The 26,484-nt window shown below is 61.1% G+C and carries 26 protein-coding genes and 1 pseudogene; 19 read left to right on the top strand and 8 right to left on the bottom strand.

Features of this window, described 5'->3' with window-relative positions:
• Positions 1-79 precede the first annotated feature (79 nt).
• Positions 80-535: a cyclophilin-like fold protein gene (locus tag QA644_RS31925; protein ID WP_239603508.1), complete on the bottom strand. Its 456-nt coding sequence runs from the start codon at positions 533-535 to the stop codon at positions 80-82.
• A 5-nt stretch (positions 536-540) separates the two neighbouring features.
• Complete coding sequence (locus QA644_RS31930) at positions 541-1,749, bottom strand: MFS transporter (protein WP_194730464.1); 1,209 nt, start codon at positions 1,747-1,749, stop codon at positions 541-543.
• Between the two features lie 94 nt (positions 1,750-1,843).
• On the opposite strand from QA644_RS31930, the gene QA644_RS31935 reads away from it, so the two are divergent.
• Positions 1,844-2,734 carry a LysR family transcriptional regulator gene (locus QA644_RS31935; protein ID WP_283073057.1) on the top strand — a complete coding sequence of 297 codons (891 nt, stop codon included), beginning with the start codon at positions 1,844-1,846 and terminating at the stop codon, positions 2,732-2,734.
• A 1,239-nt stretch (positions 2,735-3,973) separates the two neighbouring features.
• Here the strand turns inward: QA644_RS31935 and QA644_RS31940 are convergent.
• Both QA644_RS31940 and QA644_RS31945 read right to left on the bottom strand, forming a co-directional pair.
• Entirely contained in the window at positions 3,974-4,612 is a 639-nt protein-coding gene (locus tag QA644_RS31940; protein WP_283073058.1) for an NrsF family protein, read from the bottom strand.
• A gap of 1 nt (position 4,613) precedes the next feature.
• Positions 4,614-5,150 carry a sigma-70 family RNA polymerase sigma factor gene (locus QA644_RS31945; protein ID WP_194730461.1) on the bottom strand — a complete coding sequence of 179 codons (537 nt, stop codon included), beginning with the start codon at positions 5,148-5,150 and terminating at the stop codon, positions 4,614-4,616.
• A 188-nt stretch (positions 5,151-5,338) separates the two neighbouring features.
• On the opposite strand from QA644_RS31945, the gene QA644_RS31950 reads away from it, so the two are divergent.
• From QA644_RS31950 to QA644_RS32035, 18 genes and pseudogenes are all read left to right on the top strand, one after another.
• Positions 5,339-5,626 (top strand): DUF2282 domain-containing protein, encoded by a 288-nt coding sequence (locus QA644_RS31950; protein WP_074072754.1) that lies wholly within the window; start codon positions 5,339-5,341, stop codon positions 5,624-5,626.
• 64 nt (positions 5,627-5,690) lie between these two features.
• Positions 5,691-6,578, top strand: coding sequence for a DUF692 domain-containing protein (locus tag QA644_RS31955; protein ID WP_283073059.1), 888 nt, complete (start codon positions 5,691-5,693; stop codon positions 6,576-6,578).
• Between the two features lie 2 nt (positions 6,579-6,580).
• Positions 6,581-7,357, top strand: coding sequence for a DNA-binding domain-containing protein (locus tag QA644_RS31960; RefSeq protein ID WP_283073060.1), 777 nt, complete (start codon positions 6,581-6,583; stop codon positions 7,355-7,357).
• Positions 7,354-7,851, top strand: a complete 498-nt coding sequence (locus tag QA644_RS31965; RefSeq protein ID WP_239602795.1) for a DoxX family protein — start codon at positions 7,354-7,356, stop codon at positions 7,849-7,851. The genes QA644_RS31960 and QA644_RS31965 overlap by 4 nt, the downstream gene beginning before the upstream one ends.
• 540 nt (positions 7,852-8,391) lie before the next feature.
• Positions 8,392-9,324: an AraC family transcriptional regulator gene (locus tag QA644_RS31970; protein WP_283073061.1), complete on the top strand. Its 933-nt coding sequence runs from the start codon at positions 8,392-8,394 to the stop codon at positions 9,322-9,324.
• Between the two features lie 450 nt (positions 9,325-9,774).
• On the top strand, positions 9,775-10,605 hold the full coding sequence (locus QA644_RS31975) for an alpha/beta hydrolase (RefSeq protein ID WP_283073062.1): 831 nt from the start codon (positions 9,775-9,777) through the stop codon (positions 10,603-10,605).
• Positions 10,606-10,718: 113 nt separating this feature from the next.
• The gene (locus QA644_RS31980; RefSeq protein WP_283073063.1) at positions 10,719-11,924 is read left to right on the top strand and encodes an NAD(P)/FAD-dependent oxidoreductase; all 1,206 of its coding nucleotides are present in this window, start codon (positions 10,719-10,721) and stop codon (positions 11,922-11,924) included.
• A gap of 747 nt (positions 11,925-12,671) precedes the next feature.
• A complete protein-coding gene (locus QA644_RS31985) occupies positions 12,672-13,106 on the top strand; it encodes a DUF1772 domain-containing protein (protein WP_283073064.1) in 435 nt (144 codons plus the stop codon).
• A gap of 223 nt (positions 13,107-13,329) precedes the next feature.
• Entirely contained in the window at positions 13,330-14,529 is a 1,200-nt protein-coding gene (locus QA644_RS31990; protein ID WP_283073065.1) for an ABC transporter substrate-binding protein, read from the top strand.
• Positions 14,530-14,656: 127 nt separating this feature from the next.
• The gene (locus tag QA644_RS31995) at positions 14,657-15,523 is read left to right on the top strand and encodes a branched-chain amino acid ABC transporter permease (RefSeq protein ID WP_239601771.1); all 867 of its coding nucleotides are present in this window, start codon (positions 14,657-14,659) and stop codon (positions 15,521-15,523) included.
• Between the two features lie 4 nt (positions 15,524-15,527).
• Positions 15,528-16,517: a branched-chain amino acid ABC transporter permease gene (locus QA644_RS32000; protein WP_283073066.1), complete on the top strand. Its 990-nt coding sequence runs from the start codon at positions 15,528-15,530 to the stop codon at positions 16,515-16,517.
• A gap of 3 nt (positions 16,518-16,520) precedes the next feature.
• Complete coding sequence (locus tag QA644_RS32005) at positions 16,521-17,300, top strand: ABC transporter ATP-binding protein (protein ID WP_283073067.1); 780 nt, start codon at positions 16,521-16,523, stop codon at positions 17,298-17,300.
• Between the two features lie 3 nt (positions 17,301-17,303).
• On the top strand, positions 17,304-18,026 hold the full coding sequence (locus QA644_RS32010) for an ABC transporter ATP-binding protein (protein ID WP_283073068.1): 723 nt from the start codon (positions 17,304-17,306) through the stop codon (positions 18,024-18,026).
• 23 nt (positions 18,027-18,049) lie between these two features.
• Entirely contained in the window at positions 18,050-18,805 is a 756-nt protein-coding gene (locus QA644_RS32015; protein ID WP_283073069.1) for an aspartate/glutamate racemase family protein, read from the top strand.
• Positions 18,806-18,929: 124 nt separating this feature from the next.
• Complete coding sequence (locus QA644_RS32020) at positions 18,930-19,634, top strand: GntR family transcriptional regulator (RefSeq protein WP_283073070.1); 705 nt, start codon at positions 18,930-18,932, stop codon at positions 19,632-19,634.
• Positions 19,635-19,829: 195 nt separating this feature from the next.
• Positions 19,830-20,213, top strand: a complete 384-nt coding sequence (locus QA644_RS35275; protein ID WP_349254130.1) for a dihydrodipicolinate synthase family protein — start codon at positions 19,830-19,832, stop codon at positions 20,211-20,213.
• Positions 20,214-20,238: 25 nt separating this feature from the next.
• Positions 20,239-20,637, top strand: a pseudogene (locus tag QA644_RS35280) (dihydrodipicolinate synthase family protein); the annotation flags it as partial.
• Positions 20,638-21,224: 587 nt separating this feature from the next.
• Positions 21,225-22,928 carry an ISL3 family transposase gene (locus tag QA644_RS32035; protein ID WP_283073071.1) on the top strand — a complete coding sequence of 568 codons (1,704 nt, stop codon included), beginning with the start codon at positions 21,225-21,227 and terminating at the stop codon, positions 22,926-22,928.
• A 101-nt stretch (positions 22,929-23,029) separates the two neighbouring features.
• On the opposite strand, the gene QA644_RS32040 is transcribed toward QA644_RS32035, so the two are convergent.
• The 4 genes from QA644_RS32040 to QA644_RS32055 form a co-directional block, all read right to left on the bottom strand.
• Positions 23,030-24,040 (bottom strand): mechanosensitive ion channel family protein, encoded by a 1,011-nt coding sequence (locus QA644_RS32040; protein WP_283073072.1) that lies wholly within the window; start codon positions 24,038-24,040, stop codon positions 23,030-23,032.
• A gap of 71 nt (positions 24,041-24,111) precedes the next feature.
• Positions 24,112-24,537 carry a cupin domain-containing protein gene (locus QA644_RS32045; RefSeq protein WP_283073073.1) on the bottom strand — a complete coding sequence of 142 codons (426 nt, stop codon included), beginning with the start codon at positions 24,535-24,537 and terminating at the stop codon, positions 24,112-24,114.
• 62 nt (positions 24,538-24,599) lie between these two features.
• Positions 24,600-25,352: an SDR family oxidoreductase gene (locus QA644_RS32050; RefSeq protein WP_283073074.1), complete on the bottom strand. Its 753-nt coding sequence runs from the start codon at positions 25,350-25,352 to the stop codon at positions 24,600-24,602.
• Between the two features lie 147 nt (positions 25,353-25,499).
• Positions 25,500-26,453 carry an MBL fold metallo-hydrolase gene (locus tag QA644_RS32055; RefSeq protein ID WP_239602771.1) on the bottom strand — a complete coding sequence of 318 codons (954 nt, stop codon included), beginning with the start codon at positions 26,451-26,453 and terminating at the stop codon, positions 25,500-25,502.
• Positions 26,454-26,484 lie beyond the last annotated feature (31 nt).

Here is a 26,484-nt window from a genome sequence, read left to right on the forward strand (position 1 = left end):
GGACGCGTAGGGTACGGGGGATCGCTCCTCGCGGGCGTCCAGTCTCCGCGCGGTCGAAACTTCGGTGGTTGTCAGGTCTTCAGATGCGTTCGATGCGCACCGGGTATTCGCCGCGGACGCGGAGGGGTTCGAATCCGCCGTCGAAACGGCCGAGCCGGATCAGGCCGTCCCATTTGTAGTCGTCGTAGAAGAGCGCCAGATTGCCCCAGGGCTTGAAATAGCAGAGGTCGCCCGGCCGCTCGTTGCCGAATGGCCCGCTTCCGTCCTCGGTCAGCTTGCGGGGCAGGCGTACGATCTTCTCGTTGCTGCCGTAATCCTCGATCTCGAGGCTCAGTGGCAGCATGGAGGCAAGATCCCGCGCCGACGGATTGTCGTAGAGCGTTGCGGTCAGGACACGGTCGTTGAAGGTCAGCCTGATCCTGACATCGGTTGGCTTCTGGCTGTTGGGATCGCGTCCCTGCTGGGCTCGACCCATTCCTGGCAAAATCATGGAGGCACCCATCCCTGTGAGGAGCGTTCGGCGGTGGATTGTCATAGACGTCATCGCGGTTTCCTCCATGTTGACCGCCAGGCGAGGGCGGCGAGCAGCGACGATCCAGCCAGAGCGGCGGCCGCAAATAGGAAGGTAGTCTGCCAGCCCGCCTCGTCGAACAGAACACCGCCGAACGACGCGCCGAAGGTAATGGCGAGCTGGATCGTCGCCACCTGAAGTCCGCCCCCGGCCTCGGCGTCGTCAGGCATCGTCCTGCTCAGCCATGTCCCCCAGCCGACGGGAGCCGCCGTGCCGAACAGCCCCCATCCGACGAGGAGGATCGCGGTCGCAGCGGTCGAAGTGCCAAACGCGATCAGTCCGAGCGCGATCACCGCCATCACGACGGGGATAATGCCAAGGATGCTGAACAGGCGCGTCCGCAACAGGCCGGTGATCAGGTAGGTTCCCGCGACGCCCGCCAGGCCCATCAGCAGGAGCAGAAGTGAGAGGGTCGAAACCGAGACCGACGTGACCGTTTCCAGGAACGGGCGGAGATAAGTGAACAGCGCGAATTGCCCGGCGAACAGCAGCATGATGGACGTCATGCCGAGCGCGACCTGTCTGCGGACGAGCAATTTGAGGACGTGCGGCGACTGTTCGCTCTTTAGTGGCGGTAGGGAGGGCAGACTGACCCACTGCCAGACAAGCGACAGTAATGCGAGCGGGACGACCGCGAAGAACGCGCCGCGCCAGCCGATATAGCTGCCGAGCATGCTTCCGAGCGGCGCGGAGATCGTGGCAGCGATGGCGTTCCCGGCGTTCAACATCGCCAGCCCTTTGGGGACGGATTCGTCCGGAACAACGCGCATGACGATGGCTGTGGACATCGACCAGAAGCCGCCGACTGCAACGCCCAACAGGGCGCGTCCGACCATCAGCGCAAGATAGTTTGGCGCGAAGGTGACGATGGCGCCGGACACCACGAGCATCAGGGAGAAGGACGTCAGGACGAGACGTCGATCGATACCGCGAGTGAGGTTCGACACGAAGAGGCTGGTCAGCACGGCGAAAATCCCGGAGATCGAAATCGCCTGACCCGTACGCCCCTCGGTCACGCCGAGGTCGGTTGCGATCGGCGACAGGAGGCTGACAGGCATGAACTCCGATGCGATCAGCGCCGCCACGCAGAGTGCCATCGCGATGACCGCGCCCCATGCGGCCGGAACGGCTTGGGAACGGGGGAGGATATCGGACTGGGTGAGAGCTTGCTGTGTCATGCTCCAAAGATAAGCCGAACCGACTTCGATGATTAGCTATTGCAATTCGTTTGAACTTATCGATTCATGACATCAATCTATGAGGACGCGGCTGATGAAACGGGAAGACCTGAACGACATGCTGTGGTTTCTGGCCGTCGCCGAGGAACGCAGCTTCACGAAGGCGGCGGCGAAGCTCGGCACGTCGCAATCGACGATCAGCCATACGATCAAGAAGCTAGAGGCGCGCATGGGCCTGCGGCTCTTGACCCGCACCACCCGCAGTGTCTCGCCTACGGAAGCGGGAGAGCGGCTGATCCGTTCGCTTGCACCTCGGATCGAAGAACTCGAGTCCGAGATCGACGAACTGATGGAGATCAGGGACAAGCCCGCGGGGACGGTCAGGATCACCCTGTCAGACCATGCGCTGGAGAGCGTGGTCTGGCCGAAAGTGCGAGCGGTCCTGAAGGACTATCCGGACATCAGTCTAGAGCTGAACACCGACAACGCTTTCCGTAACATCGTTGAGGACCGGTTCGACGCAGGCGTTCGACTTGGCGAGAGCGTCGACAAGGACATGATCGCCGTTCGGATCGGCCCCGACTGGCGTCTCGTTGCAGTGGCGTCTCCGGACTATCTTGCCAGCCGGCCAGCGCCGCAGACGCCACAGGACCTCGTCGGCCATGACTGCATCAATCATCGCCAGTCGCGATCAGGCGGTCTTTATGTCTGGGAATTCGCCAAGGGAACGAGGGAGCTCCGGGTGCGTGTCGACGGACAGCTCACCTTCAGCACCAGCTACGCGATGATCGACGCCGCGGTGAACGGATATGGGATCGCCTATGTACCGGAAGACATCGTCGCGAGGGAGATCGCATCCGGCCATTTAGTGCAGGTCCTCGATGACTGGTCCCCGGCCTTCCCAGGATATTACCTGTATTATCCGAGCCGAAAGCAGAACTCGCCTGCCTTCAAGGTCGTGGTCGAAGGCTTGCGGCAGACGTAGACTTCGATTTATCAACGGCTCCCGTCCCCAGCACACTGCCTGTGGGTGCCGGCTGTCGCGTGAAGCAATTCTTGCGAGGCCTCGCCGTTTCGATCTATCCGATCCATCCTCAGTGCTATCCAATTGCACTGCGACCGGGGTGATTAGGCACACCCGAAATACCTCTCTGATGCCTGCAGACCAAAGGGTTCAGCGCGAGATGATCATGATCTACCACGGGTCATATTCATGGACGATCTCAAGATCGTCGTCGGCGTCGATCTCGTCAGCGGGCAGGACGCCGTACTCGCCGTCGACCTCGAAGACGGTGACCGGGAACATCAGGTCGCGGGAAAGCTGGAAGGCGTGGGACTATGCGAGGGAGAGATCGTGCGACATTTGAGAGGCTCCGTTCGGGAGCGGGCCAATTCCCTCGATGGCTCCTCAAAAGGCACGGATACGGGCGCGATCACCGCGACGCGAAGCAGGAGCGGCCGCAGCTTGCTAGCGGACCCTTTATGGGTTGATCGTGGGCGATCCGGAACCGGGCCAGGACGCCATCACAGACAAGCGGGATTGGCTTGCTTCCGCTGGGACAAAGAATTTGTCCACGGCTTGGGCGTTGCGCCAGTTGTTTGCTTTCCACTCCAGCAGCACCGATCGCTTCCGTTTTCAGCGGAAAGAGGGCCTGTACCAGGCTGTCCGATCAATCGGGCTCAAAGAGGTTTGCTCTCTGAAGCGCGTAACTCTCGTAAGGCCCGGAATAGCCGATCTCGTGAAAACGATGTGGGGAATCAATTCGCGGACGAAGACGACCTTCGGCCATATCTCCCGCCTCGAGGCGAATCTGTTCGCTCGCCATGTCTTGCCTCGATTGGATCACGGCCCGCTTTGATGGGAACGCTATTCACGCGGTTTTCCCTTGAGTGAGGAAGCGGATGATCGCCAGCCCGGCGAGCGAGACCGCGACATAGGCTGGTTTTGGCAGTACCTTGGCGACGGGCTATCCTGTTGGCGGGTGGTCACGGCGCCCTTATAACCTTTCTTGGAGTTGCTGGGCGGCAAAAGTTCAAACCGGCGACAAACCGCTGGACAATGGGGAACTCTCGGCCTTGCTCGTCGCCCGATACGGAACCAATCTCAAGTCGACAGAAAATACGATTGTCGGCCTAGATAACTCAGCGAAATCAGACAGAGATGCATTCCCTGCGTCGGTGTCCCCTTCGTACCTCCTATTCTGGTGATCGAATCGGAAAGGCTTCACCAGCGCGCAACGCGTCTGCCAAGGACCGTGCCGAGCGCTGCAAGTCCGGCGATAGCGATAGAATACCAGGTAGCGACGAACAGCGGTGAATCGTCGGTGCAATGGGCTGCGTAGAAAGTTGCGGCGATGCCGCCGGCAAGCAGGCCAGCGACGGCGCCGGCAAGGCGGGGGCGCGTCGGCGCGCCGTGACGGAGCGCCGCCAGAAAAACGGCCAGCGGGCCGAGACCGATCAGCGGGATGAAGGTCAGGCAGACATAGACGTTACTGCCCCACCAGACTGTAACCAACTGATCAGAAGGCACGACGAACAATTCGGCCACCACCGCAGTGCCGAGAAGGATCGGCACAAGAAAGAGCCAACAAGCGGCGCGTCTGACATCGGAACCGGGACGCGACAACACCCGCAGGAGCGCAAAAGCGACGACGGCGAGCGCAAGTGTGACGATGAATTTGAACAGGAACCGGAGCGTGTGGGCGGCCACCGCGAAGTCGGGGCGCGGACCGATCAGGACGAAGAAGACGCCCGCTGCGACGATCGTCGCGGCGACGATCGCCACCCACCATGCATAGCCTAGCGGCATCGCCTGCTTTGCTGCATCTGCCTTCAGGGCGTTGATGAGGTCGTTGGTCTGCATTTCAGCTCCGTCCAAACTTCTTTGCGATCGATCGCAAACCCCGGTGCAGGGCAACTCGCACCGCCGTCTCCGTCATGCCGAACTTGTCGGCGGTCTCGCCGATCGAACGCCCCTCGATCGAAATCGCGGCTACGACAGAACGCTGGCCCGGCGCCAGCCCATCCAGCACGCGACCGATCTCACGGTCGCTCACCGCCTCGGCCTCCGGCTGGGCGACCGTCTCGGCGATGTCGCCGATCTCGATCTCCACATGGCGGCCACGCTTGCGAAACGCGTCGATCAGCTTAAAGCGCGCGATCGCATAAACCCAAGGCAAGACAGGCGCGTCGCTGATCCATGTATGACGCTTCATATGAATAGCCAGAAGCGTTTCCTGCACGATGTCCTCGGGATCGACGCCGCCTAGCACGATCTTCCGACGCGCGAAGCCGCGCACGATGGCGGCGGTGCGTCCCAGAAACGCAGCATAGGCCCTTTCATCCCCTGCGATCGCGGCGCGCAGCAGCATGGCAAGTTCATTTTCCGCGTCGCCGTTCAACCCTTGTCTCTCCAATACGCGCGCACAGGCTGCTTTGTTACGCGCCGCCCGAAATAATGTCCAACGAAGCCACACCTTCGATCACGAATTCGTGTTTGTTGCCATGCGTAACAGAAGGCCTCGCCGGACCGAAGGGAGGATTACGCGGCCGATGACCGGCACGCGGAAGGTCCAAGAGGAGATCAACCATGAACCGTTCCACGCTCACCCTTACCCTTGCCGGCTCGCTCGCCACCGCTATTGCATCGGTTGCCTTCGCCGCACCGTTGCCGGCTGAGAAAATGGTCGGCAACGAGAAATGCTATGGCATCGCGCTTAAGGGTCAGAACGACTGCGCAGCCGGCGCCGGCACGACCTGCGCGGGTACCTCAACGATGGACTACCAGGGCAACGCCTGGAAGGCCGTGCCGGCCGGCACCTGCACCAGCATGAATGTCGACGGCCACATGGGCAAGCTGGAGCCGATAAAGGGCTGACCGCCAAGCGGGGGCCCGGTATCTGGGCCTCCGCTGTTGTCTGACAAAACCGGGGAGAACCGCGATGTCCGCTTCAAAAATCCCAACTTCCGCCTTGCCCGCGCGTGCCGGCCTCGGCCTCAAGCCCGAACACTACGAGACCATTCTGGCCAATCGGCCGGATGTCGGCTTCTTTGAGGTGCATGCCGAGAACTACATGGGCGCCGGTGGGCCGCCGCATCACTATCTGGAAGCCATCACGGAACTCTATCCACTTTCGCTGCATGGCGTTGGCTTGTCGATCGGCGCGGCGCGCGGGCTCGACAAGACGCATCTAAAGCGGTTGCGCGGGCTGATCGAACGCTATCGACCGCAGAGTTTCTCCGAACATCTGGCCTGGTCGACCCACGACACGGGCTTTCTCAACGACTTGCTGCCGCTTCCTTATACTCAAGAAAACCTGGCGCGCGTCATCGACCATGTCGACGAAACGCAGCAGGCACTCGGGCGACGACTGCTACTCGAAAACCCGTCGACTTACGTGCTGTTTGCCGACAGCACGATCGATGAGGTGGACTTTCTGGCGACGATTGCGGAGCAGACCGCCTGCGGTCTCCTGCTCGACGTCAACAACGTGATGGTGTCGGCGGTGAATCACCGGCTCGATGCCGCCACCTATATCGACCGTTTCCCGGTCGAATTGGTCGGCGAGATTCATCTCGCCGGATACGACGAGACCATCGACGACGCCGGCGACAGACTGTTGATCGATGCGCATGGTACGGCGGTCAGGAGCGATGTGGTGGCGCTCTACGAACACACACTTGCGCGCAGCGGACCACTGCCGACGCTGATTGAATGGGACAACGACGTTCCGGATTTCGACACCCTGCAGGCGGAGGCGGCACGCGCGGATGCGATGCTTTCCGCCGAAGCGCTACGACGCAAAGGGCGCCGGATGAAGGCGGCGTGACGATGGATTTCGCTGCCAGCCAGAACGCCTTTGCCGACGCTTTGCTGCATGCCGACCGGCCGGTGCCGGATGGCATCACCACCGCGCGCGGCGAGGTCGACGCTGCGCGGTTCGTCGTCTACCGCAACAATGTCTTCGTCGGGCTGACAAAGGCACTCGCCCAGCACTTTCCGGTAACCGAGCGGCTCGTTGGCACGGAATTCTTCATGGCCATGGCGCGGGCCTATGCCCAGGATCACAAACCCGCCTCACCGCTGATCATCGAATATGGCGGCGACTTCCCGGATTTCATTGCGAGCTTCCAGCCAGCGAGAGAGCTTGCCTATCTGCCCGATGTCGCCCGGGTCGAGGCGGCCTGGATGCGCGCCTATCACGCGGCGGATGCCGCGCCGCTCGACCTTGCGGTACTTGCAGCCGCGGCGCCCGAGATGCTTGCAGACTTGCGGCTCGTCCCGCACCCTTCAGCGGGCTTGATCTCGTCGGACTATCCCGTTGGCTCCATCTGGAGCGCGCATCAGCAGGACATGGTTGCGCCGCTCGCCGACTGCGGACCGCAGGCCGTCCTGATCGTGCGGCAGGAGATGACTGTCAATGTGTATATCCTCCCGCCGCAGGACGCCGTCTTTGCGGCCTGCCTGTTCAACGCCGCCACGCTTGGCGCGGCGGCGAAGGCGGCATTTGGCGCTGGCCCCGCATTCGATTTCGGAACGGCGCTGATTGGTCTTGCCAGTCTCGGTGCATTCAGCGCCCTCCAACAGGATGAAGGAAACGTCCCATGAAGACCGAAGCAGTCCCCTCGCACGGCTCTGGCGCTGCCCTTGCCGCCCTCATCGCGCGTACCGAAGGCCTACTCGCCTCCGTTCCTCAATCGCTGCCGCTGCTGGCACTGCGCTTCGCGCTGGCGATTCCCTTCTTCAGGTCGGGACTGACAAAATGGGACGGATTCCTGACACTTTCGCAAGGTGCGAGATATCTCTTCGAACAGGAGTTCAAACTCCATATTTTCGGCAGCGAGATTGCCTATCCGTTTCCACTGGCGATGGCGACCGCAGCGGGGATCGGAGAACTGATCCTGCCGGTTTTGTTGGTCCTTGGCTTGGCGACACGCTTCGCCGCCCTCGGCTTGCTGCTGATGACGGCGATCATCCAGCTCACCATTCCAGATGGCTGGGCGAATTTCCACCTGCCCTGGGCGGCGATGGCGCTGGCATTGATCGTGTTTGGCGGGGGCAGGCTCGCGATTGATCCGCTTGTCATGCCCCGCCGCAAATGACCTGCGCTTGCAACGTGTATGCTGATATACAAAAACGTATCACGCAGCTGAATTAAATATGATTATGTATCGCTGCGGACCTGTAACGACCATGGTCGCGTGGCGGTGTGGGAACTGACGGCGGCCAGCTGAAGACTCATCTTCTCCTTCCTCCTCCGGTTCTTCTTCCTCTTCCCCATCCGGTGGAAATTCGCCATTCTCCATGACGTCGCGCATATCACCATAGGCGTTATCGTCGAAGTGGCCCCTCAGGCTGGCGGCGCATACATCGCGCGACGCTTGAGCTCGCGTGATTGAGAACCAGGTCCAATCGCGAACCAAACCTATCCTGGAGAATAGGTTTCGTCCTCGAAAATTCTTGATATCCTCGCTACATCTAGCAACGCGCGAATGACCAGAAGCACAGCGGAATTGCTCACGACATGGGGATGTCATGCGTAAGAAGACTGACAGGGTTGGCCACTATAGGCGGGCGCTCAACGAGCTGGCAATTGTTGCAAGGATCGCACGCAAGCAGCGCCAATCGACGAGCGCGCAACCATGAGCTTGCCTTGTTCCACCGATCCTCTCGAGAGCTCGCCGGCTGAGACCGAAACGAAGGCCGCCGAACAGAACCCTGCTAACGAGATGTCACGTGTTCTCAGAACTGCGCCAATTCATCTTGCGGCGGACCCCTCTGGCGGTGCAATCGCCCACTGGAATCACGGCCCCTTACATGATGTCGTCGAGCCCATGACCGACCACGTCATCATGGCTTACAACGGCGCGATACAGCGCATGGAACGGCGGTCAGGAAGATCGATCGTGAGCGGAACGTTTCGTCGCGGGGTTGTGATCATCATCCCGGCTGGATCAAGCTCCCGATGGGATATTCCAAAACCGGTTGATGTCGTTCAGCTCTATCTTCCCCACACGACACTGACGCGCATTGCCGACGAAACCGATACTTTCACGCCGACCGATCTTCTGGAGCGAACGGCGCATCCGGACCTCATTACATCCCGATTGCTCCTGAGCGCAGCCGATGTCCTGGAAGGCAATACGGCACTGGATACACTGTTCAGGCAGCAGTTGACCGATCTTCTGGCCACGCGCCTGCTGGCTGCACATACCGGCAAGGCACCGAGCTATCAGCCGGCGCTGGGCGGCCTCGCGCCGAGCGTGCTGCGCCGGGCCATCGAACGATTGCGGTCGGACGCAGACGCGGACGTCTCCCTCGCGGCCCTCGCTGCCGATTCCGGGCTATCACGTTTTCATTTCTGTCGCGCTTTCAAGGAAAGCACGGGGCTTTCGCCTCACAACTGGCTCCGTCAATATCGGCTCGAGCAGGCCATAAACATGCTACGTGATCCTCAAAATTCGATCGCGTTGGTCGCAGCCTCCCTCGGTTATGCCTCGCAAACAGCATTTGCAGCTGCATTCCGAAAATTGACCGGTGAAACACCGACCGATTGGCGGCGCCGCCACGGCTGACCGCAATCTCCTTTCGCCCTCGCCTCAGATTCCGGACTGTCGCGTCTTCGCTGCGACGTCATCGGCTCGAGCACGCGACGACCATGCCGCGCAATCCCCCTGGCATGGCGTTGTCGCAGCCTCACTTGACTGCGCCTCGCAAACAGCCATGGCCGCCACATTTCGAAAGCCGACCGGTAAAACGCCGGGCGATGAACTGCGGCGCATCCGTTAAACCGCAATTGCTCTGCAATGGCGCCAATCCCTCTGGCGCAGCCGCAGACTTGTTTCGTTAAACCACCACTGCGCCCATACCAATGGATCCTGCGGAGACAAAGGATGGTCTGGGACACCGATTACGGGTCAATCGCAACGAAGCGAGCTGTAGCGGCCTGCATACCCGATTTTAGCAACTGTCCGTCCGATTCAATGACGGGCACCGAAACAAATATTCTACAAAGGATCAGCACAATGACCTCCATTACAACCAGCGACGGTGTTCAACTTTTTTACAAGGACTGGGGACCGAAGTCCGCTCAGCCGATCGTCTTTCACCACGGCTGGCCGCTCAGCTCCGACGATTGGGATAATCAAATGCTCTTCTTCCTCGGCAAGGGCTTTCGCGTGATCGCTCATGATCGCCGCGGTCATGGCCGATCGAGCCAGGTGAGCGACGGTCATGACATGGATCACTACGCCTCCGACGTTGCCGCAATGGTCGACTACCTCGATCTTCACAACGCGATCCATGTCGGCCACTCTACCGGCGGCGGTGAAGCCGCGCGGTATGTCGCGCGCCACGGCAAGGGCCGCGTTGCCAAACTGATCCTAGTTGCGGCCGTGCCGCCATTGATGTTGAAGACCGCCGCCAATCCCGGCGGTTTGCCGATCGAGGCATTCGACGGATTGCGCAGTCAGCTGGCCGCCAACCGTTCGCAGTTCTATCGCGATTTTCCAAGCGGCCCCTTCTACGGCTACAACCGCCGGGGTGCCGAGCCTTCGCAGGCGGTCATCTCAAACTGGTGGCGTCAGGGCATGATGGGCGGCGCGAAAGCGCATTACGACGGCATCAAGGCATTCTCGGAGACGGATTTCACCGAGGACCTGAAGAACATCACCGTGCCGACGCTGGTGTTGCATGGCGATGACGACCAGATCGTTCCCATCGGTGCCGCCGCGCCGTTGTCGGCGAAGCTCCTGCAGGCCGGCACGCTTAAAATCTACGAGAACCTGCCGCATGGGTTGTGCACGACCCATCCAGATGTGGTCAATGCCGACATGCTGGCCTTCATCACCGCCTAAGCGACGTCGCTTCACCAATCCGTGCGCCATCGTTACCGACCATCTAGCCGCCCATCAGGAGCGGCAACGGTGACGCGCGGCCTTTTGAAACTACAAACCACGGAGTGAATAAAATGAGACTTGTGATTGTAGGCGCCGGTTTCGCCGGCATGTACGCCGCACTGTCCGCAGCCCGCCTGCGCGATATCGAAGGCGTTTCGCCCGAAGAGCTCGAAATCGCGCTGGTGTCCCCGGACCCGACGCTCGTCATCCGCCCCCGGCTTTACGAGCCGAAACCCGAGACCCTGACGGCACCTCTGCAGGATGTATTTCACGCCGTCGATGTCGCCTACGTGCAGGGCAGCGTGGAAGCGATCGATACGAAGGCCTGCACCGTAGAAGTCGTCAATGCCAGGGGCGAACGAAAGTCCCTTCAGTATCATCGCCTTGTGCTCGCCACCGGCAGCCGGCTGTTCCGCCCGAATATTCCGGGCCTTGCCGAATACGCCTTCAGCGTCGATAACATCGACGACGCCATTGCCCTTGATCGCCACCTGCACGAGCTTGCGAAGATGCCGGCCTCGGCCGCGCGAGACACCATCGTTGTTGCCGGCGCCGGCTTCACAGGTATCGAGGCGGCGACCGAGATGCCTTCGCGGCTGCGGACCCTGTTCGACAAAACTGCCAATCCGCGTGTCATTATCGTCGACCGCAGCAGCGCGGTAGCCCCCGACATGGGCGAAGGTCCGCGCCCGATCATCGAGGAAGCACTGCGCAAGCTCGGCGTGGAAACGCGGCTCAATGCCGGCGTTTCATCGCTGGATAAATCCGGTGTTACGCTGAATACCGGCGAGTATATAGAAACCATGACCGTGATCTGGGCGGCAGGCATGCGGGCCAATCCGCTGACCACCCAAATTCCCGGCGAGCGTGACAAATTCGACCGGCTGCTGGTCGATGGCTGCCTGCGTGTGCCGTCCGTACCCGGCGTCTTCGCCACCGGGGATGCGGCGCGCGCCGCGTGCGACGGCTGCGGCAACTACGCACTGATGTCGTGCCAGCACGCCACACGCATGGGTGCCTTCGCGGGCAACAACGCCGCCGCTGAACTGTTGGGCGTGCCGGCACGGCAATATCATCAGGAAGCCTATGTCACCTGCCTCGACCTCGGCGATGCCGGAGCCCTCTTTACCCGAGGCTGGGACCGTAAGGTGGAGATGGTCGGCGAGAAAGCGAAGGCGACCAAACAGGAAATCAACACCGTCTGGATCTATCCACCGCAGCCCGAGCGAGCCGCTGCGCTGGCTTCCGCCGATCCGGAGCGTGTGACGGACCTCTGATCGCATCACGACACGAGCTGCGCTCTGTGCAAGAGCGCAGCTCGTTATATTCCGGCCTGCTCGTAAGGCGCGCCATCAATTCATCGATCGTTTTCTCCTGTCGGTCACGACATGGAGCTTGGCGCCTAGGCCCGCCTTGGAACGGTCTCAGACTTTCGGCATCACGGACCCTTTTTGCCTGCGTGCACCACTGGCATGCCAATGAGCGCGAATGACTGTGGCATGCACGCACAACCATTCGAAATCGCCATCGTGGCTGAGGCTGTAGAAGAGATCCTGCAGCACGCCCCGCTCCGCCCAGTCAACAGCGGCGCCGCTCCGGCAGGTCGCGCCAGCGCCCACCGGACCGGGCGACCATTTCGATTTCGTTCGCATGCCAGCCCATAGCGGCGTCACTGTTAACGATTTGTTAACCACACAAAGTGAGGAAGACCCCAATTTACTGCCAAGCGACAGACGCTTTCCCATCCAAGACCCGTCCCGGATCGACAACCAGAGCCACAGGCCAGCCGCATAGAAATTCTCCCGCCGCAGTCGCAATTTGTCTAGAAGTTCACGCAAACTCCGGCAGGCAGACCACACAAAATCACCGGCGGTGATACCGGCTTGTCACAAAGCAACCGAAATTGGCGAAGGACGGAGAGCGCCGGGTGTCGGCGACACGCGTCTCACGCGTGCAGAGGAAAACAATGCACCTGCTGTCGGGGCGTTCATCGTGTATGATGGTCCGAGGTAGGAGAACGTCGAATGTTCGGTCTGCTCGCTTTGCTCACGGCGTCCATCTTCTTCGGCGCCGCCATTTACATAAACGTGGCCGAACAGCCGGCAAGGCTTGGCCTCGATGATCGCGCGGCCCTCGCGCAATGGGGTCCGGCGTACCGGCGGGGCTTCGAGATGCAGGCTTCTCTCGCGCTCGTTTCCGGCCTCCTCGGCGCTGCGGCCTGGTGGCAGACCGGCAATCCGCTTTGGGGTGTCGGCGCAGCGATCATCATCTTGAACTGGCCCTATACGATGCTCGTCATCATGCCGGTCAACCGGCGCCTGGAGGCAACGCGACCGGAAGAGGCGGGCGAGGAAACCCGTGACCTTCTTCTCCGCTGGGGCAAGCTTCATGCGGGCCGAAGCGCCCTCGGCGCAATCGCGGCGGCCATCTTTCTGCTCGCAGCCTTTCGCGGTCTTTGAACCGTCCTCCCGAGGGCTACACGCGCAATCGGTGCGAAGATTTCCCCTCAGCAGCCATTCAAAGTGCTTTGCGCGTCTGAAAAGACGCGCGGCGCTGTGGGACGGCGCAATCAATTTTGTATACAAAAATAGACAATAATGTTGACAACAATGTATTTTAGGATTTCCTTTGACGCATCCGCACCGCCACGGCGCACCGGATGCTAAAAAAATGGGGAGTGAGATGATCAACAGACGCTCGACATTGAAATCGCTGGCGCTCGGCGCCGTTTCGCTGCTGGCAATCGCGGCCGGAGGCACCTTTTCGGCGCAAGCCGAAAACAAGGTGCTCAAGATCGGCTTCGTTGGCGTGACCAGCGGTCCCGCCGCCGCCTGGGGTACGTCCAACGTGCGCTCGATGCAGACACGCGCCGACTGGATCAACGAGACCGGCGGCGTGAAGATCGGCGATGACACCTACAACATCACCATCGTCACCTTCGACGACCAGAAGGATCCCAAGCGTGCCATCGCCGGCATGGAGAAGATGGCCCAGGAAGGCATCCGCTATGTCGTCGGACCGAATGTCGACGACGGCGCCGCCGCCGTTCGCCCGGTGGCGGAATCTAAGGGGATCATCTATTTCCCCTATGCCTTCCCGAAATCGCTTTATGTCGCACCGGCTTCGAACGCGGTGCTCGGCATGGTCGCCAATTATCAGTCCGGGCCGGCGATTTACAAATACCTGAAGGAAAACAAGGGCGTGAAGAAGGTCGCCTTCATCGCCGCCAATGAATCCGATCCGCTCAGCCAGCGTGACAGCGGCGTTGCCGCCGCCAAGGAACTCGGGCTCGAAGTGGTCGCCGAGACCGACACCTACCAGACCGACACGCGCGACTTCACGCCCGTGCTGACACCCATCGTGCAACTGAAGCCAGACCTGCTCGTGCTGTCGGGCGTCGCACCGGCCAATGCGCCGTTGCTGATCCGCGCGGCACGCGAACTCGGCTATGAAGGCCTGATTTCGGCCGAGACAGCGCAGGACGCGACGGTGCTGCAGGAAGGCGCCGGCGAACTCGCCAACGGCTTCATCTCGGTCGGCGGCGCCTCAACGCCGGAGATCCGCACGCCGATGATGGAGGAATTCATCGATCGCTACATCAAGAAGTTCGGCGAATACAACGACGAGTCCAATACCAAGGTCTACGCGCTCGAATACATCATCGAAACGCTCAAGGCGAACCCCAAGGCGATCGACGACGTCGAGGAGTTCAAGAAGACCATGGACACGTTCTCGGCGCCCAATCCCTATGCCAAGAACGGCACGCTGAAATATGTCGGCATGACGTCCTTCGGCCAGAAGCGGCAGGTCTCGGTGCCGATGGTGGTGACCGAGTTCAAGGACGGCGCATTCCAGACGCTGTTCGTCGGTGAAGTGGACTGACATTCGTCGCGGTCACGTTGTGATCGTCCTGCGAGCGAGACCGGGAGCTGGTGAAAAACCGCCAGCCCGGCACCTCAATCGAGGTTCGGGAATAGTCCCGAATCTCCCACCGACTGGATCCGTCGCTATGGAACAGGTGATTGCCAACGGACTCTATCTGGGCGCCCAATACGCACTGATCGCGCTCGGACTGACGCTGATCTTCGCGCTGATGAACGTGCTCAATTTCGCCCATGGCCAGATGTATGTGCTGGGCGGCTTCGTGACCTATTCGATCTACGGCCAACTCAAGCTGCCTTTCGTGATCGCGCTGATCTGTTCGGGCGTGACGCTCGCGATCGTCGGCGCGCTGATGGAGAAATTCCTGTTCCGCACGGTGATCCGGCGCAGCAAACGCGAGGAAAGCACGATGCTGCTTGCGGCCGCGACCGCATTCTTCCTCGATGCCGTCGTGCTGTTGCTGTTCGGTGAGAAGCAGCGCGGCGTGCCGAAGATCATCAGCGGCGTCTTCGTTTCCGACAGGGTGATCCTGCCCTATGACCGGATTCTCGTCGGCGTTGTCGCCATTCTGATGATCGCCACCTTCATGCTCTTCATGCAATACAGCAAGCCGGGCCGGGCCATGCGGGCGCTGGCGCAGGATCGCATCGCCGCGCAACTGATGGGCGTCAAGGTCGAACGCTATTCGATGATCGGCTTCGCGCTCGGGGCGATGCTAGCCGGCATCGTCGGCGGGCTCCTCGTCAGCATCACCGGCGTCAATTCCGGCATCGGCGGGCCGATCTCGATCAAGGCCTTCCTGATGGTGATGATCGGCGGCGCCGGCGTCGTCGGTGGAGCGATCGCCGGCGGCTTCATCCTCGGCATGATGGAATCGGTCGGCCTCACCGTGCTGCGCGCCTATGGCGACATCACTTACCTCGTCATCTTCGCGCTGCTGATGATCTTCCTGAGCATCCGCCCTCACGGGCTGATGGGCAAACCGTGGGGTTGAGGCGATGGGCAAGTCACGAGCCAATACCGTCAAGATCGTCTCGGCCGCCCTGTTCCTGCTTGTGCTGCTGGTGGTGGTCCCGCTGCTGATCGCGGCAACGGGGCGAAGCGATCTTTATTACACACTGACATCCGTAGCGCTTCTCAGCATCATCAGCGCGGGCGTGTGGATCACCTTCTATATCGGCCGCATCAACATCGGCCAGGGCGCCTACGCGCTGATGGGCGGCTACGTCTCCGCCAGCCTGGTCATGAACTACGGCGTATCGTTCTGGCTGACCTTGCCGCTGGCGGGCCTGTTCTGCGCCGCCGCAAGCGTTCTCATCGGACTGCCGATCCTGCGCCTGCGCGGCGTCTATTTCGCCATGGTCACGCTGGTGCTGACGGAGGTCACCCGCCTTCTCGCCCTTGCCGTGCCGACGATCACCAACGGCGCCTCGGGTATCGTCAGCATTCCCCTGCCGGCCGGCATAAGCTTCTTCGGCATCACGCTCGTTCCGGATTTTGCAACGCTCGCGAATCCTCGCCTCGCCTTCTACATTGTTTCCGTATTGCTGATGGCGCTTTGCTTCCTGGGCCTCTACCGGCTCGCCCATTCCCGCATCGGCCAGCTCTGCCAGTCGCTGCAGCAGAACGAGGAGCTCGCCTCCTCGATCGGCGTCAACATCGCCTATCTCCGCGTTATCGCCTATGCGCTGTCGTCCTTCCTCGGCGGCGTCGGCGGAGCGATGTTCGCATCGATCTCCCAGTCGATCTACCCGTCGAGCTTCACGGTCGCCGACTCGGTTAATTTCATGCTCAACTGCTTCCTCGGGGGGCTCGGCTATGTTCTCGCGCCGATGCTCGGCACCTTCGTCCTCTATTTCGGCTGGGACCTGTTGTTCGAGACCGGAGAGTTCCAGCTCCTGATTTTCTCGACAGTGCTGATCGCGTTGATGCTGGTGTTACCGAACGGCCTGCTGAGCCTGACCCTGCCGCACAAGAGGAGGGCCTAGGCGGTGGCTGATATTCTCGAAATCGTCGGCCTCACCAAGCGTTTCGGCGGCCTCGTCGCGGTCAACAACGTATCCTTCTCCGTGCGCGAACGCGAGATCCTCTCGGTGATCGGGCCGAACGGCGCCGGCAAATCGACGCTGTTCAAGCTGATCGCCTCGTTCCTGCGGCCGACGGAGGGCGAGGTGCGTTTCAGGGGTGAACGGATCTCGGGACTCGCACCGCACATCGCTGCCCGAAAGGGAGTGGTGCGGACCTTCCAGGAGACCACGATCTTCAAGGACATGACCGTGCGCGACAATGTCGTGACGGCCCATCATCTGCGCTCGCGCGCCAGCCTTGCCGGATTCTATTTCGGCAGCGCGGCGGCGCGCGGCGACCTGGATGCATTCGGCACGTCGGCAGACGAGATCCTTGCCTTCCTCGGCCTGGCGGCGATGCAAAGCGAGGTCGCCAGCACCCTGCCCCACGGGCATCTGCGCGCACTCGGCATCGCCATCGCGCTTGCCACCAATCCGTCGGTCATTCTGCTCGACGAGCCCTTCGCCGGCATGAACCACGACGAGACGAGGCGGGCGATCGAGATCGTGCGGAAGCTGCGCGAACGCGGCATCACCGTGCTCCTGGTCGAGCACGACATGCCGGCGGTCATGAACATCTCGGACCGCATCGTGGTGCTCAACTTCGGCCTGAAGATCGCCGAGGGGGTTCCGGCAGAAATCCAGCAGAACCCCAAGGTCATCGAAGCCTATCTCGGTGCCGAAGACGAATCGATCGGATTGTAGGTCATGGAACCACTGCTGAAATTCGATGACGTCGAGCTTTACTACGACCACGTCTACGCCCTGAAGGGCGTGTCGATCGAGGTGTACGAAGGCGAGACCGTGGCGCTGATCGGTGCAAACGGCGCGGGCAAGTCGTCTATCCTGCGCGCCATCACCGGTCTCAGAAAGATCCGCAAGGGCGAGATCCACTACCACGGCAGCCGGATCGACGGCACGGCACCGGATGAGATCGTCCGGATGGGCATCTCCATGGTGCCGGAGGCACGCCGCGTCTTTCCCTTCATGACCGTGCGCGACAACCTGCTGATGGGCGCCTTCACCCGCACCAACAAGATCGAGATCCAGCAGAGCATGGACATGGTGCTGACGCGCTTTCCGCGTCTCAAGGAGCGCTATTCGCAGCAGGCCGGAACGATGAGCGGCGGCGAACAGCAGATGCTGGTCATCGGCCGGGCACTGATGGCGCGCCCTCGCCTGCTGCTGCTCGACGAGCCCTCGCTCGGCGTCGCGCCGAAGCTGGTGCAAGACATCGCGCGTTCGATCGTGGCGATCAATCGCGACGAAAAGGTCAGCGTTCTCCTTGTCGAGCAGAATTCGCGCATGGCGCTGCGCGTTTCCCAGCGCGCCTACGCGCTGACGACCGGCAAGGTGGCGCTCAGCGGAAATTCGGCCGAGATGCTGGCCGACGAGCGGGTCCGGCATCTATATCTCGGCGGCGAAATCTAGGCGGCGAAACTAGGCGGTAGGACATGCGCATCCTCGTCATAAATCCAAATACCACCGCTTCGATGACCGACAAGATCGGCAAGGCGGCAGAGGTCGCGGCCTCGTCCGGAACGCAAATCGTGGCGGTCAACCCGAAGGATGGCCCCCCGAGCATCGAGGGTTATTTCGACGAGGCTTTCGTCGTCCCGGGCATCATTGCGGAAATGGCAAAGGCGGGCGCGATGGATGCCTATGTGATCGCCTGTTTCGACGACACCGGTCTGGACGCGGCGCGCTGTGCCGCCGACGCTCCGGTGATCGGCATCGGCGAGGCGGCCTTCCATATCGCAACGCTGATCGCCGGCAAGTTCAGTGTCGTCACCACGCTCGCCCGTTCGGTGCCGGCGATCGAGCACAACCTGTCGAAATACGGCCTCGCCTCGCGCTGCGCCAAGGTCCGCGCCTCGGATGTCCCCGTGCTCGACCTCGAGCTGCCCGGTTCCGATGCCCGCCGCAAGATCTCCGCCGAGATTGCCCGGGCAATCACAGAAGACAAGGCGGAGGCGATCGTCCTTGGCTGCGCGGGCATGGCCGACCTCGCGCATGCGCTTTCGCAGGAACACGGCGTGCCGGTGCTCGACGGCGTCGCCTGCGCGGTAAGGCTCGCCGAAACGGTTTCGGCGCTGGGTCTAAGGACATCCAAGGTCGGTGGCTATGCCGCCCCGCTCGCCAAACGATTTGCCGGGCTCTACGCGCCGTGGTCTCCGGGAGGTGACAAAAGCGCCGACGGCACGCCATAGGCCCACGGCGCTGCAATTATGGGACTGCGGCTCGGCCGAGTGGGGCGGCGCACCGGGGTGGGATTGACCGGAAGGCGAGCCATATGAGACTTCATAGGGGCCGACTCGCCAGAAAACGATGAACATGTTGACAACACTCAGGCCCGAAAACGATCGTCAAAAGCCGGCGGCGCGCTGGTCGCCGATCTATCATAGTCTCAGGGACGCCATCGTCGGCCACCGCCTGTCCCCCGGCACGAAACTGCCGGAGGATGAGCTGGCGTCGATCTATTCGGTCAGCCGGACAGTCATCCGCGCCGCCCTCCAGGAGCTTTCGCACGATTGGCTGGTGCGGCTGGAGCCCAATCGCGGCGCCTTCGTCGCGCAACCCTCACCCAAGGAGGCGCGCGAGGTCTTCGAAGCACGCGCCTTGATCGAGCCGAGGGTTGCAGCACTTGCCGCCAGAGCGGCGAAACCGGGGGATGTGGGTCTTCTGCGCCACCATCTCGAAAGGGAGCATGAGGCGCTGCACGCCGGACGCGACAGCGACGCGATCATGCTTTCCGCCCTGTTCCACGTCGGCATCGCCGAAATCGCCGATCAATCCGTCATGACGGGCTTCGTCCGCGATCTCGTTTCCCACTCCTCGCTGATCATCGCGCTCTACTGGAAACGGCGGGACACCACCTGCGAGAGCCACGCCCATCACGCGCTGGTCGATGCCATCGAGGCAGGTGACCCCGACAAGGCTGCGGACCTGATGAAGGAACATATGCTCGACCTGCTGTCGGGTCTGGACCTGAACCGCACGGAGCAGAAGCCGGGCAACCTCGCCGATATCTTGCGCTGATATCGTGTTCCGGTATTCGGCGCATCGAGCCCATCCACCGCCAAATGCGTTACACGCAAGGCGCAGTAGCATTTTACAGCGCCGCGCGTCTTATCAGACCCGCAAAGGTCGCTGTAGCACTTTGAATTGCTGCATGTTTTTATCCCTAAATCGGTTACGATTTAAGGAAACATGCAGCAGAAAAGGAGAGCAGCCTTGCTATTTCACGGATTGTCCGCCTTCCCGATCACGCCTGCCGACCAGCAAGGCCGTGTGAATATCGATGACCTGGCGGTTCTGCTGCGCCGCCTCGGCGCCGCCGGGGTCGCCTCCGTCGGCCTGCTCGGAAGCACGGGTTCCTACATGTATCTCACGCGCAGCGAGAGGCGGCGGACAGTCGAGGCCGCCGTCGATTGCCCGGGCGGAAGCACGCCGATCATCGTCGGTGTTGGCGCGCTTCGCACGGATGACGCAGAGAGCTTGGCGCGGGATGCAAAAGCGGCCGGCGCCGACGGGCTCTTGCTTGCTCCGGTGTCCTACACGCCGCTGAACGACGAGGAAGTCTTTCCAATTCTTTGCCTCCGTCGCAGCCGCGACTGACCTCCCGCTCTGCGTCTATAACAATCCGGCTACGACGCACTTCTCGTTCAGCAACGCACTGCTGAAGCGGCTGGCAGGCGTTCCCAACATTGTTGCGGTGAAGAACCCCGCGCTGCCGCCATCGGAAATGCGGGCCAACCACCAGGTCCTCCAATCCATGCTCCCAACTCACTTTGCAATCGGCTACAGCGGCGATTGGCATGCGCCCGAGGCTGTGCTTGCTGGTGGTGTTGCCTGCTACAGCGTCATCGCCGGGCTCCTTCCGGAGCCGGCTCTCAAGCTGATGCAGGCTGCGCAAACGGGCGATTCAGCCGAGATGCAGCGCATCAACAGCCGCGCCGCCTTGATCAGCAGCAGGCGCGAAATCTCGCGCGCGCCGCCGATCGTCCGCGACTCTGGCGGACCCTCGTCGAGCTTTACATAGAGCGCCTCGTTATTCTGCTGTGTAACATAGATCGGTCGCTTTCCGTCCTCGAAGGGATCGAAGGCGACCAGCCTGACTGGCATTGGGACGTTCCGGTTCTGGTACTCGCGATTATAGACCGGGGTTGCGGAAACTCGGGTGAATCCAAAGCTGTAGTCGCAGATCGGCAGCCCGCGAAGGATGACCATCCGCTCTACGCCAGTCTTATCGAGAACGTCGCCCACGGCCTTCTGATACTTTGCGAGTTCGTTCTTGATGCCGGCGGCGCTGCTGAGCGTACTATGTCGGGCACCATCACGTCGACGGCCTTTTTCGCTTCAAGTCCTCCGCGAATGTGCTCGTCGACGAACGCAGCGTGCTCGATCGTCAGGCGGATCGGATCGTACTTCCGCGTCCAGTCACGGCGTATCACAACCGCCCGCGCGACGGCGCTGCTCGACACCGTGCCCTTCTCGATGATCCCGTTGTCAAACCATTTCGCCCGGATCTCCTCGATCGCCCGCTCCTTGTCGTTTGGCAGTTAAACGGGGTCTTCCTCACTTTGTGTGGTTAACAAATCGTTAACAGTGACGCCGCTATGGGCTGGCATGCGAACGAAATCGAAATGGTCGCCCGGTCCGGGCATTAAAGTGCAGAGCGTCATATCCGGCGAACAAGGTGATTGGGTTGTGTCTGCTTGCGGGCCAGAGTCTGGCATATGCCCAGATTGCCGACATCAGAGTAGAAGTCGACACGGCTGGTCGTACCGCAATCTTCAGGACCTGCCTATCCAAGGCAGTGCCGTGACGGTGAAGCTCCAGTTGCGCCGCTGGCGCTGCACATATCGGCCGTGCGGACGACAAACGTTCACTGACCGGGCCCCAGCGATTGCCTCCCCTTACGCCCCCAGGACAACGAGGGTCGCCGAAATAGTCGGCCTGCTCGGTCACAGTACAGGCGGGCGGCCCGGAGAGCGCTTGATGAGGCGGCTTGGAATGTCGATCAGTGACGACACCATCCTTCGGCACTTGAAGCGCAATGCTGCACGGATCGACGACGATCCCCCGGCACGTATCGTCGGTATCGATGACTGGAGTTGGAGGAAATCTTGGCGCTACGGCTCGATCATTGTCGATCTTGAACGCCGAAAGGTCTTGGACATTCTCGAGGACCGGAGCGTGGTAAGCGTTGCACGATGGTTGAAGCAGCACCCGTCTATTGAGGTGGTAAGCCGAGATCGATGCGGGCTTTACGCGCAAGCTGCTCGTGAAGGTGTGCCGCAAGCATCTCAGGTGGCGGATCGCTTTCATCTCATTCAAAATTTGCGGCTCGCTATCGAGGAACAGATGAGTCTTTCCGGTCGCGCTACAGGCAGAGCATTGCTGCCTGACGGGGACATCGAGATTGATCACGACGATCGAGCGACGCGTAACCAACTCCCTGAGAGGTCGAGGCGCAATCAGCTTCGCCGGGCACATCGGCAGTCCCGGAAGGATGTCTTCAAGACAGTACACGCCTTGAGCACAGAAGGTCTGTCGTGCTCGGAAATTGCACGTCGTACAGGATATGGCCGACGCAGCATCGCGAAATGGCTGACTTTCGCGACGCCACCCGATCGACGCAGGAGCGCGCTACAGCCGACATCTCCTCTATACTTCGAGGCGTTTCTCACCCAGTGTTGGAAGGATGGTAACCGCCGTGGGCGGCACCTGTTTCACGACATCAAGCACCGCGGATACACCGGCAGCTTCTCCAATCTTGAACGCCTCCTGGCAACCTGGCGCCGAGCCGAGAAGCCGGAACGGGATAAAGATGGTGCGGTACCGGCTCGGATCGATCTTGCCGACAAGACATCTGACGATGCGCCTGTGCGCGATCCGCACACTGGTCATTTAATCTCACCGGTTATAGCCGCTACTCTTTGCATAAAGCCGCGCGGAACGCTGACAATAAATCAGGCGCGGAAAGTCGATGCCCTCAAACAGGGATCACCGACGTTTGCGGTTTTGCGCAGCTTTTCCATGCGATTTCGAGGTATGTTTCGTAGCCGGGCTTCGGGGAAACTCGAACAATGGATCGAGGATGCCGTTCATTCTGGCCTTACCGTCTTGGCCCGTTTTGCCCGTGTTCTTCGCCGTAATATCGAAGCTGTCTGTAACGCCATCGACCTGCCGTGGAGCAACGGTCAGGCAGAAGGTCAGATCAACCGCCTGAAGACGATCAAGCGCGCAATGTATGGCCGAGCGGGCACAGAGCTTCTCAGAGCGCGGATGATGCCGATCTCCACACAAAGTGAGGAAGACCCTATTTAATTGCCATCGCAACCCGATATGGCACATGCGACGACAACTTCCTCGCATCCACCCAGCTTGCCTCAATTCGTACCTGGCTACGATCTTATGGGACCGGTGACCTAGACCGGTCGGCATTCGGCAGGATACTGATTGCCGATCGGTGCCGGCACGAAAGCGAGGCTTTCGGCCGGCATGGCCAGCGAAAGCCCGCTTGCTCTGCATTGGTCATGAAGCAGGTCGACGATCTCGTTCTTGGCGGGCGCTCGAATGGCGACGCTGTCGACGCGGAACTGCAGCTCGACTTCGATTGCGACCGCGTCGATGGCCGTCAAGGCAACGACCGGCGGCGGATTCTTGACGATTCGGACGCTGGCTCGCAGCACAGACCGCATGACTTCCTCGACAATGCGCGGTCTTTGCGTTGCAGCGATGCGCACACGCAACGCGATCAGGTGGGTTTCGTCAGGGCGGCTGAGGTTTGTCACGCCCTGCTTTGCCAGGATGCTGTTCGGTAGCACGACGACATTGTGCGTAACGGTCAGCAGGTTGGTGGAACGCCAGGTGGTTTCGATGACGCGACCCTCGGTTCCGTCGCTCAACTGGACCCAGTCGCCTATTGCATAGGCCCTGCCGAGTGTCAGCGCGATGCCGGAAAAGACATCACCCAGCGTATTCTGTAACGCGAGGCCGAAGATGACGGCGATGACGCCCGATGTTGCAACCAAGGTGCCGACCGGCATGCCGAAGACGAAACCGATGACGGAAAGCGCCACGCCGAGATAGATGACGGCAATGGCCATATCCTGGATGAGATGTGCTTCCCGTGGCTTGCGATTCAGTCTGACGTAGATCTGGATGAAGCCGATGATCGTCCAGGCGAGATGGGTCCACCACAGGATTCTGGCCGACTTGGAAAGCAGCGCGGCAAGACCTTGCGTGTAGATACCGTCGGGCCGATGCGGAGCGATGCCCCCCAGATAGAGCACGAGGCTCATGCTGGTGAAGAACAGGATCTGGACGATCAGGCGGCCCGTCGGACGGTTGCCGCCCTGGATGTGCCACACGACGATGCCGGCAATTCCCAGAAGGTTGATCAGAACAAGCGGCACGAAATTGTCATTACCAAACATGGCAGCAATCACCGATTTTGGTTGCGTCAAAGAGCGGCCGGGCACCAGCACTGCGGGCCCGGCCTGATCGGCTATTTCTTGATCGGGAATGTCAGTTCCTGCTCAGCGGTATCGACCACGAAGACTGCGAGCAGCCTTGCCGGTTTGGTCTTGCTAGCGTTTTCGCTGACACCGTGGCGATCGCCCGGCAATTCCGAAAAGCTGTCACCGGCCTTATAGACGGTGACGGGGCCATCGTTGACCTGACTGCGGATCGCGCCTTCGAGGACGGTCGCGTAAATGAAGGCGGACGCTGGATGAGTATGGCCCTCCGAGAAACCGCCCGGAGCATATTCGACGAGAACGCCCTTCATGCTCTTGCCGGGAACGTTCGGCAGTTCATGGTCATAGACCAGCGTAACCTTCGCGCCCTCGCCGCCACCCGGCGTATCATGTGCAAGAGCCGAACCTGATAGGAGAGCCGTCAACGCAACGGCAAAATGCAATGACTTGATCATGTCTATCTTCCTTTCGTGAGTAAGGCACCGGGCCGCCCATACGACGGCCCATATGCAAGTCGTTATTTTCTGGGCGTTGTCGCAAACCAATCGTCGAAACCGATGCGGCCGATGCGAGGATGATTGTCGGAGACGAGTGAACCGTCTTCCAGTTTGGTCCCGAAATACCGGGCATCCGGATCCGCGATAACGGTGCGGGAATCTCCGATCGCCTTGAGGTAGCGCGCGGCGAAATCGCAAAGACGTGCGCGCTCGGGGCCGCAGATTTCGATGATGCCGTTAGCCGGCGCCGCAAGCGCCGCGTCCGTTACGAAATCGGCGACGTCGTCGGACGCGATCGGCTGCAGGAAACCCGTCGACAAGCGCGCCGTGTCGCCGACCGTGCCCTCTTGGGCGATGCCGCCGAGAAATTCCATGAACTGTGTGGAACGCACGATCGTATAGGGAATGCCGGCTGCCAGGATGATCTTTTCCTGGGCGACCTTGGCTCGAAGATAGCCGCTATCCGGCAACTTATCCGTGCCGACGATCGAAAGCGCGACGTGGTGTTTCACGCCGGCCTCGATTTCCGCTGCCATCAGGTTCTTGCCCGCCGTCTGAAAGAATTCGAGCACGGCTTTATCCTCGAAGGATGGCGAGTTCGCGAGGTCGATTACCACCTCGGTATCCTTCAGTGCTTCCGCCAAGCCCTCTCCGGTGAGGGTATTGACGCCGGTTTTCGGGGCAGCGGCAATGACCTCATGCCCCTTCTTGCGCAGGCGCTCTGCAGTCTTGGAACCGATCAGGCCGGTTCCGCCGATAATCACGATTTTCATAAGATGCTCCATTTGCTGCGCGCCCATGCGGTGCGCGTGGTTCAATAGGTGGATAGGTGAAGGCCTGGTTGAAGCTCGGGCTTGAAGGCCGAGCTTGACACGGCCTTCAAGGATGACGCTCTGGTTCGACCTTAATTCAACATGCGGTCAGTAGTCCCAGAAGACCGGTACCCAACGAAAGGCGTTGCCGTCGACCGCGACATGACCAACAGAAGGAAACGGCATATGAGTTGCCACCAGCAGTTCGCCGGTCGCTGCCAGCTCCTGCAAAAGCCGGACCCGAACGCGGGCAGCCTCCTCGGGGTCATGTTCGAAACCGTTGTGCCAGTCGGGGTGGTCGAACCCGACCGCGAACACGGCGTCGCCGGCAAACATCAGCCGGTCGCCGCCGGACGCCACGCGGACCACGCTGTGCCCGGGGGTGTGGCCGCCGGTACGGGAGACGACCACGCCCGGCGCCACCTCATGCTCATCCTCGAACAACCGCAGCTGGCTCTGGTACTCTTTGCTGAACCGCTTGGCGGCCGCCCGAAGTGCGTCCGGGAAGCCCGCCGGCATCGAGACGTGAGAGAAATCGGGCGACTCCCAAAATTTGACCTCGGCAGCGGCCACATGGATCTGCAGGTCCGGATTCAGCCGTTCCTTCACCCCATCGACGAGCAGCCCGCCAACGTGGTCCATGTGCATGTGGGTCAGTACCACGTCGGTCACGGATCCAAGATCAATGCCGGCGGCCTCCAGTCGCTTCATCAACTGCCCGGCCCGCGGCAGGTTCAAGTCGGGGTCCAACCCCAGCCCAGCGTCGATGAGTATGGTCTGCCCGCCGCTACGCACCACGACGACGTTCAGCGCCCAGTCGAAGGCGTCCGGCGGCAGGAACATGTCGCCCAGCCAGGCGGCCCGGGCGGCCGGATCGGCGTTGTGGCCCAACATCGCGGTCGGCAGCGGTAGCACCCCATCGCTGACCACCAGCACGTCAATCTCGCCGATCCGCACCGCGTAGCGCGACGGAACCAGCTCTTCGGATCCCGGTCTACCGGGATGTGCGGTGTTGTCCAGTTTCATGCTTGCCTCCTGAGTGTTGTTGATCATCTGGTTCATCTTGAAAACTCCTTTGTTCTATCTTGGTGCT

This window comes from Rhizobium sp. CC1099, assembly GCF_029714385.1.
Lineage (GTDB): Bacteria > Pseudomonadota > Alphaproteobacteria > Rhizobiales > Rhizobiaceae > Rhizobium.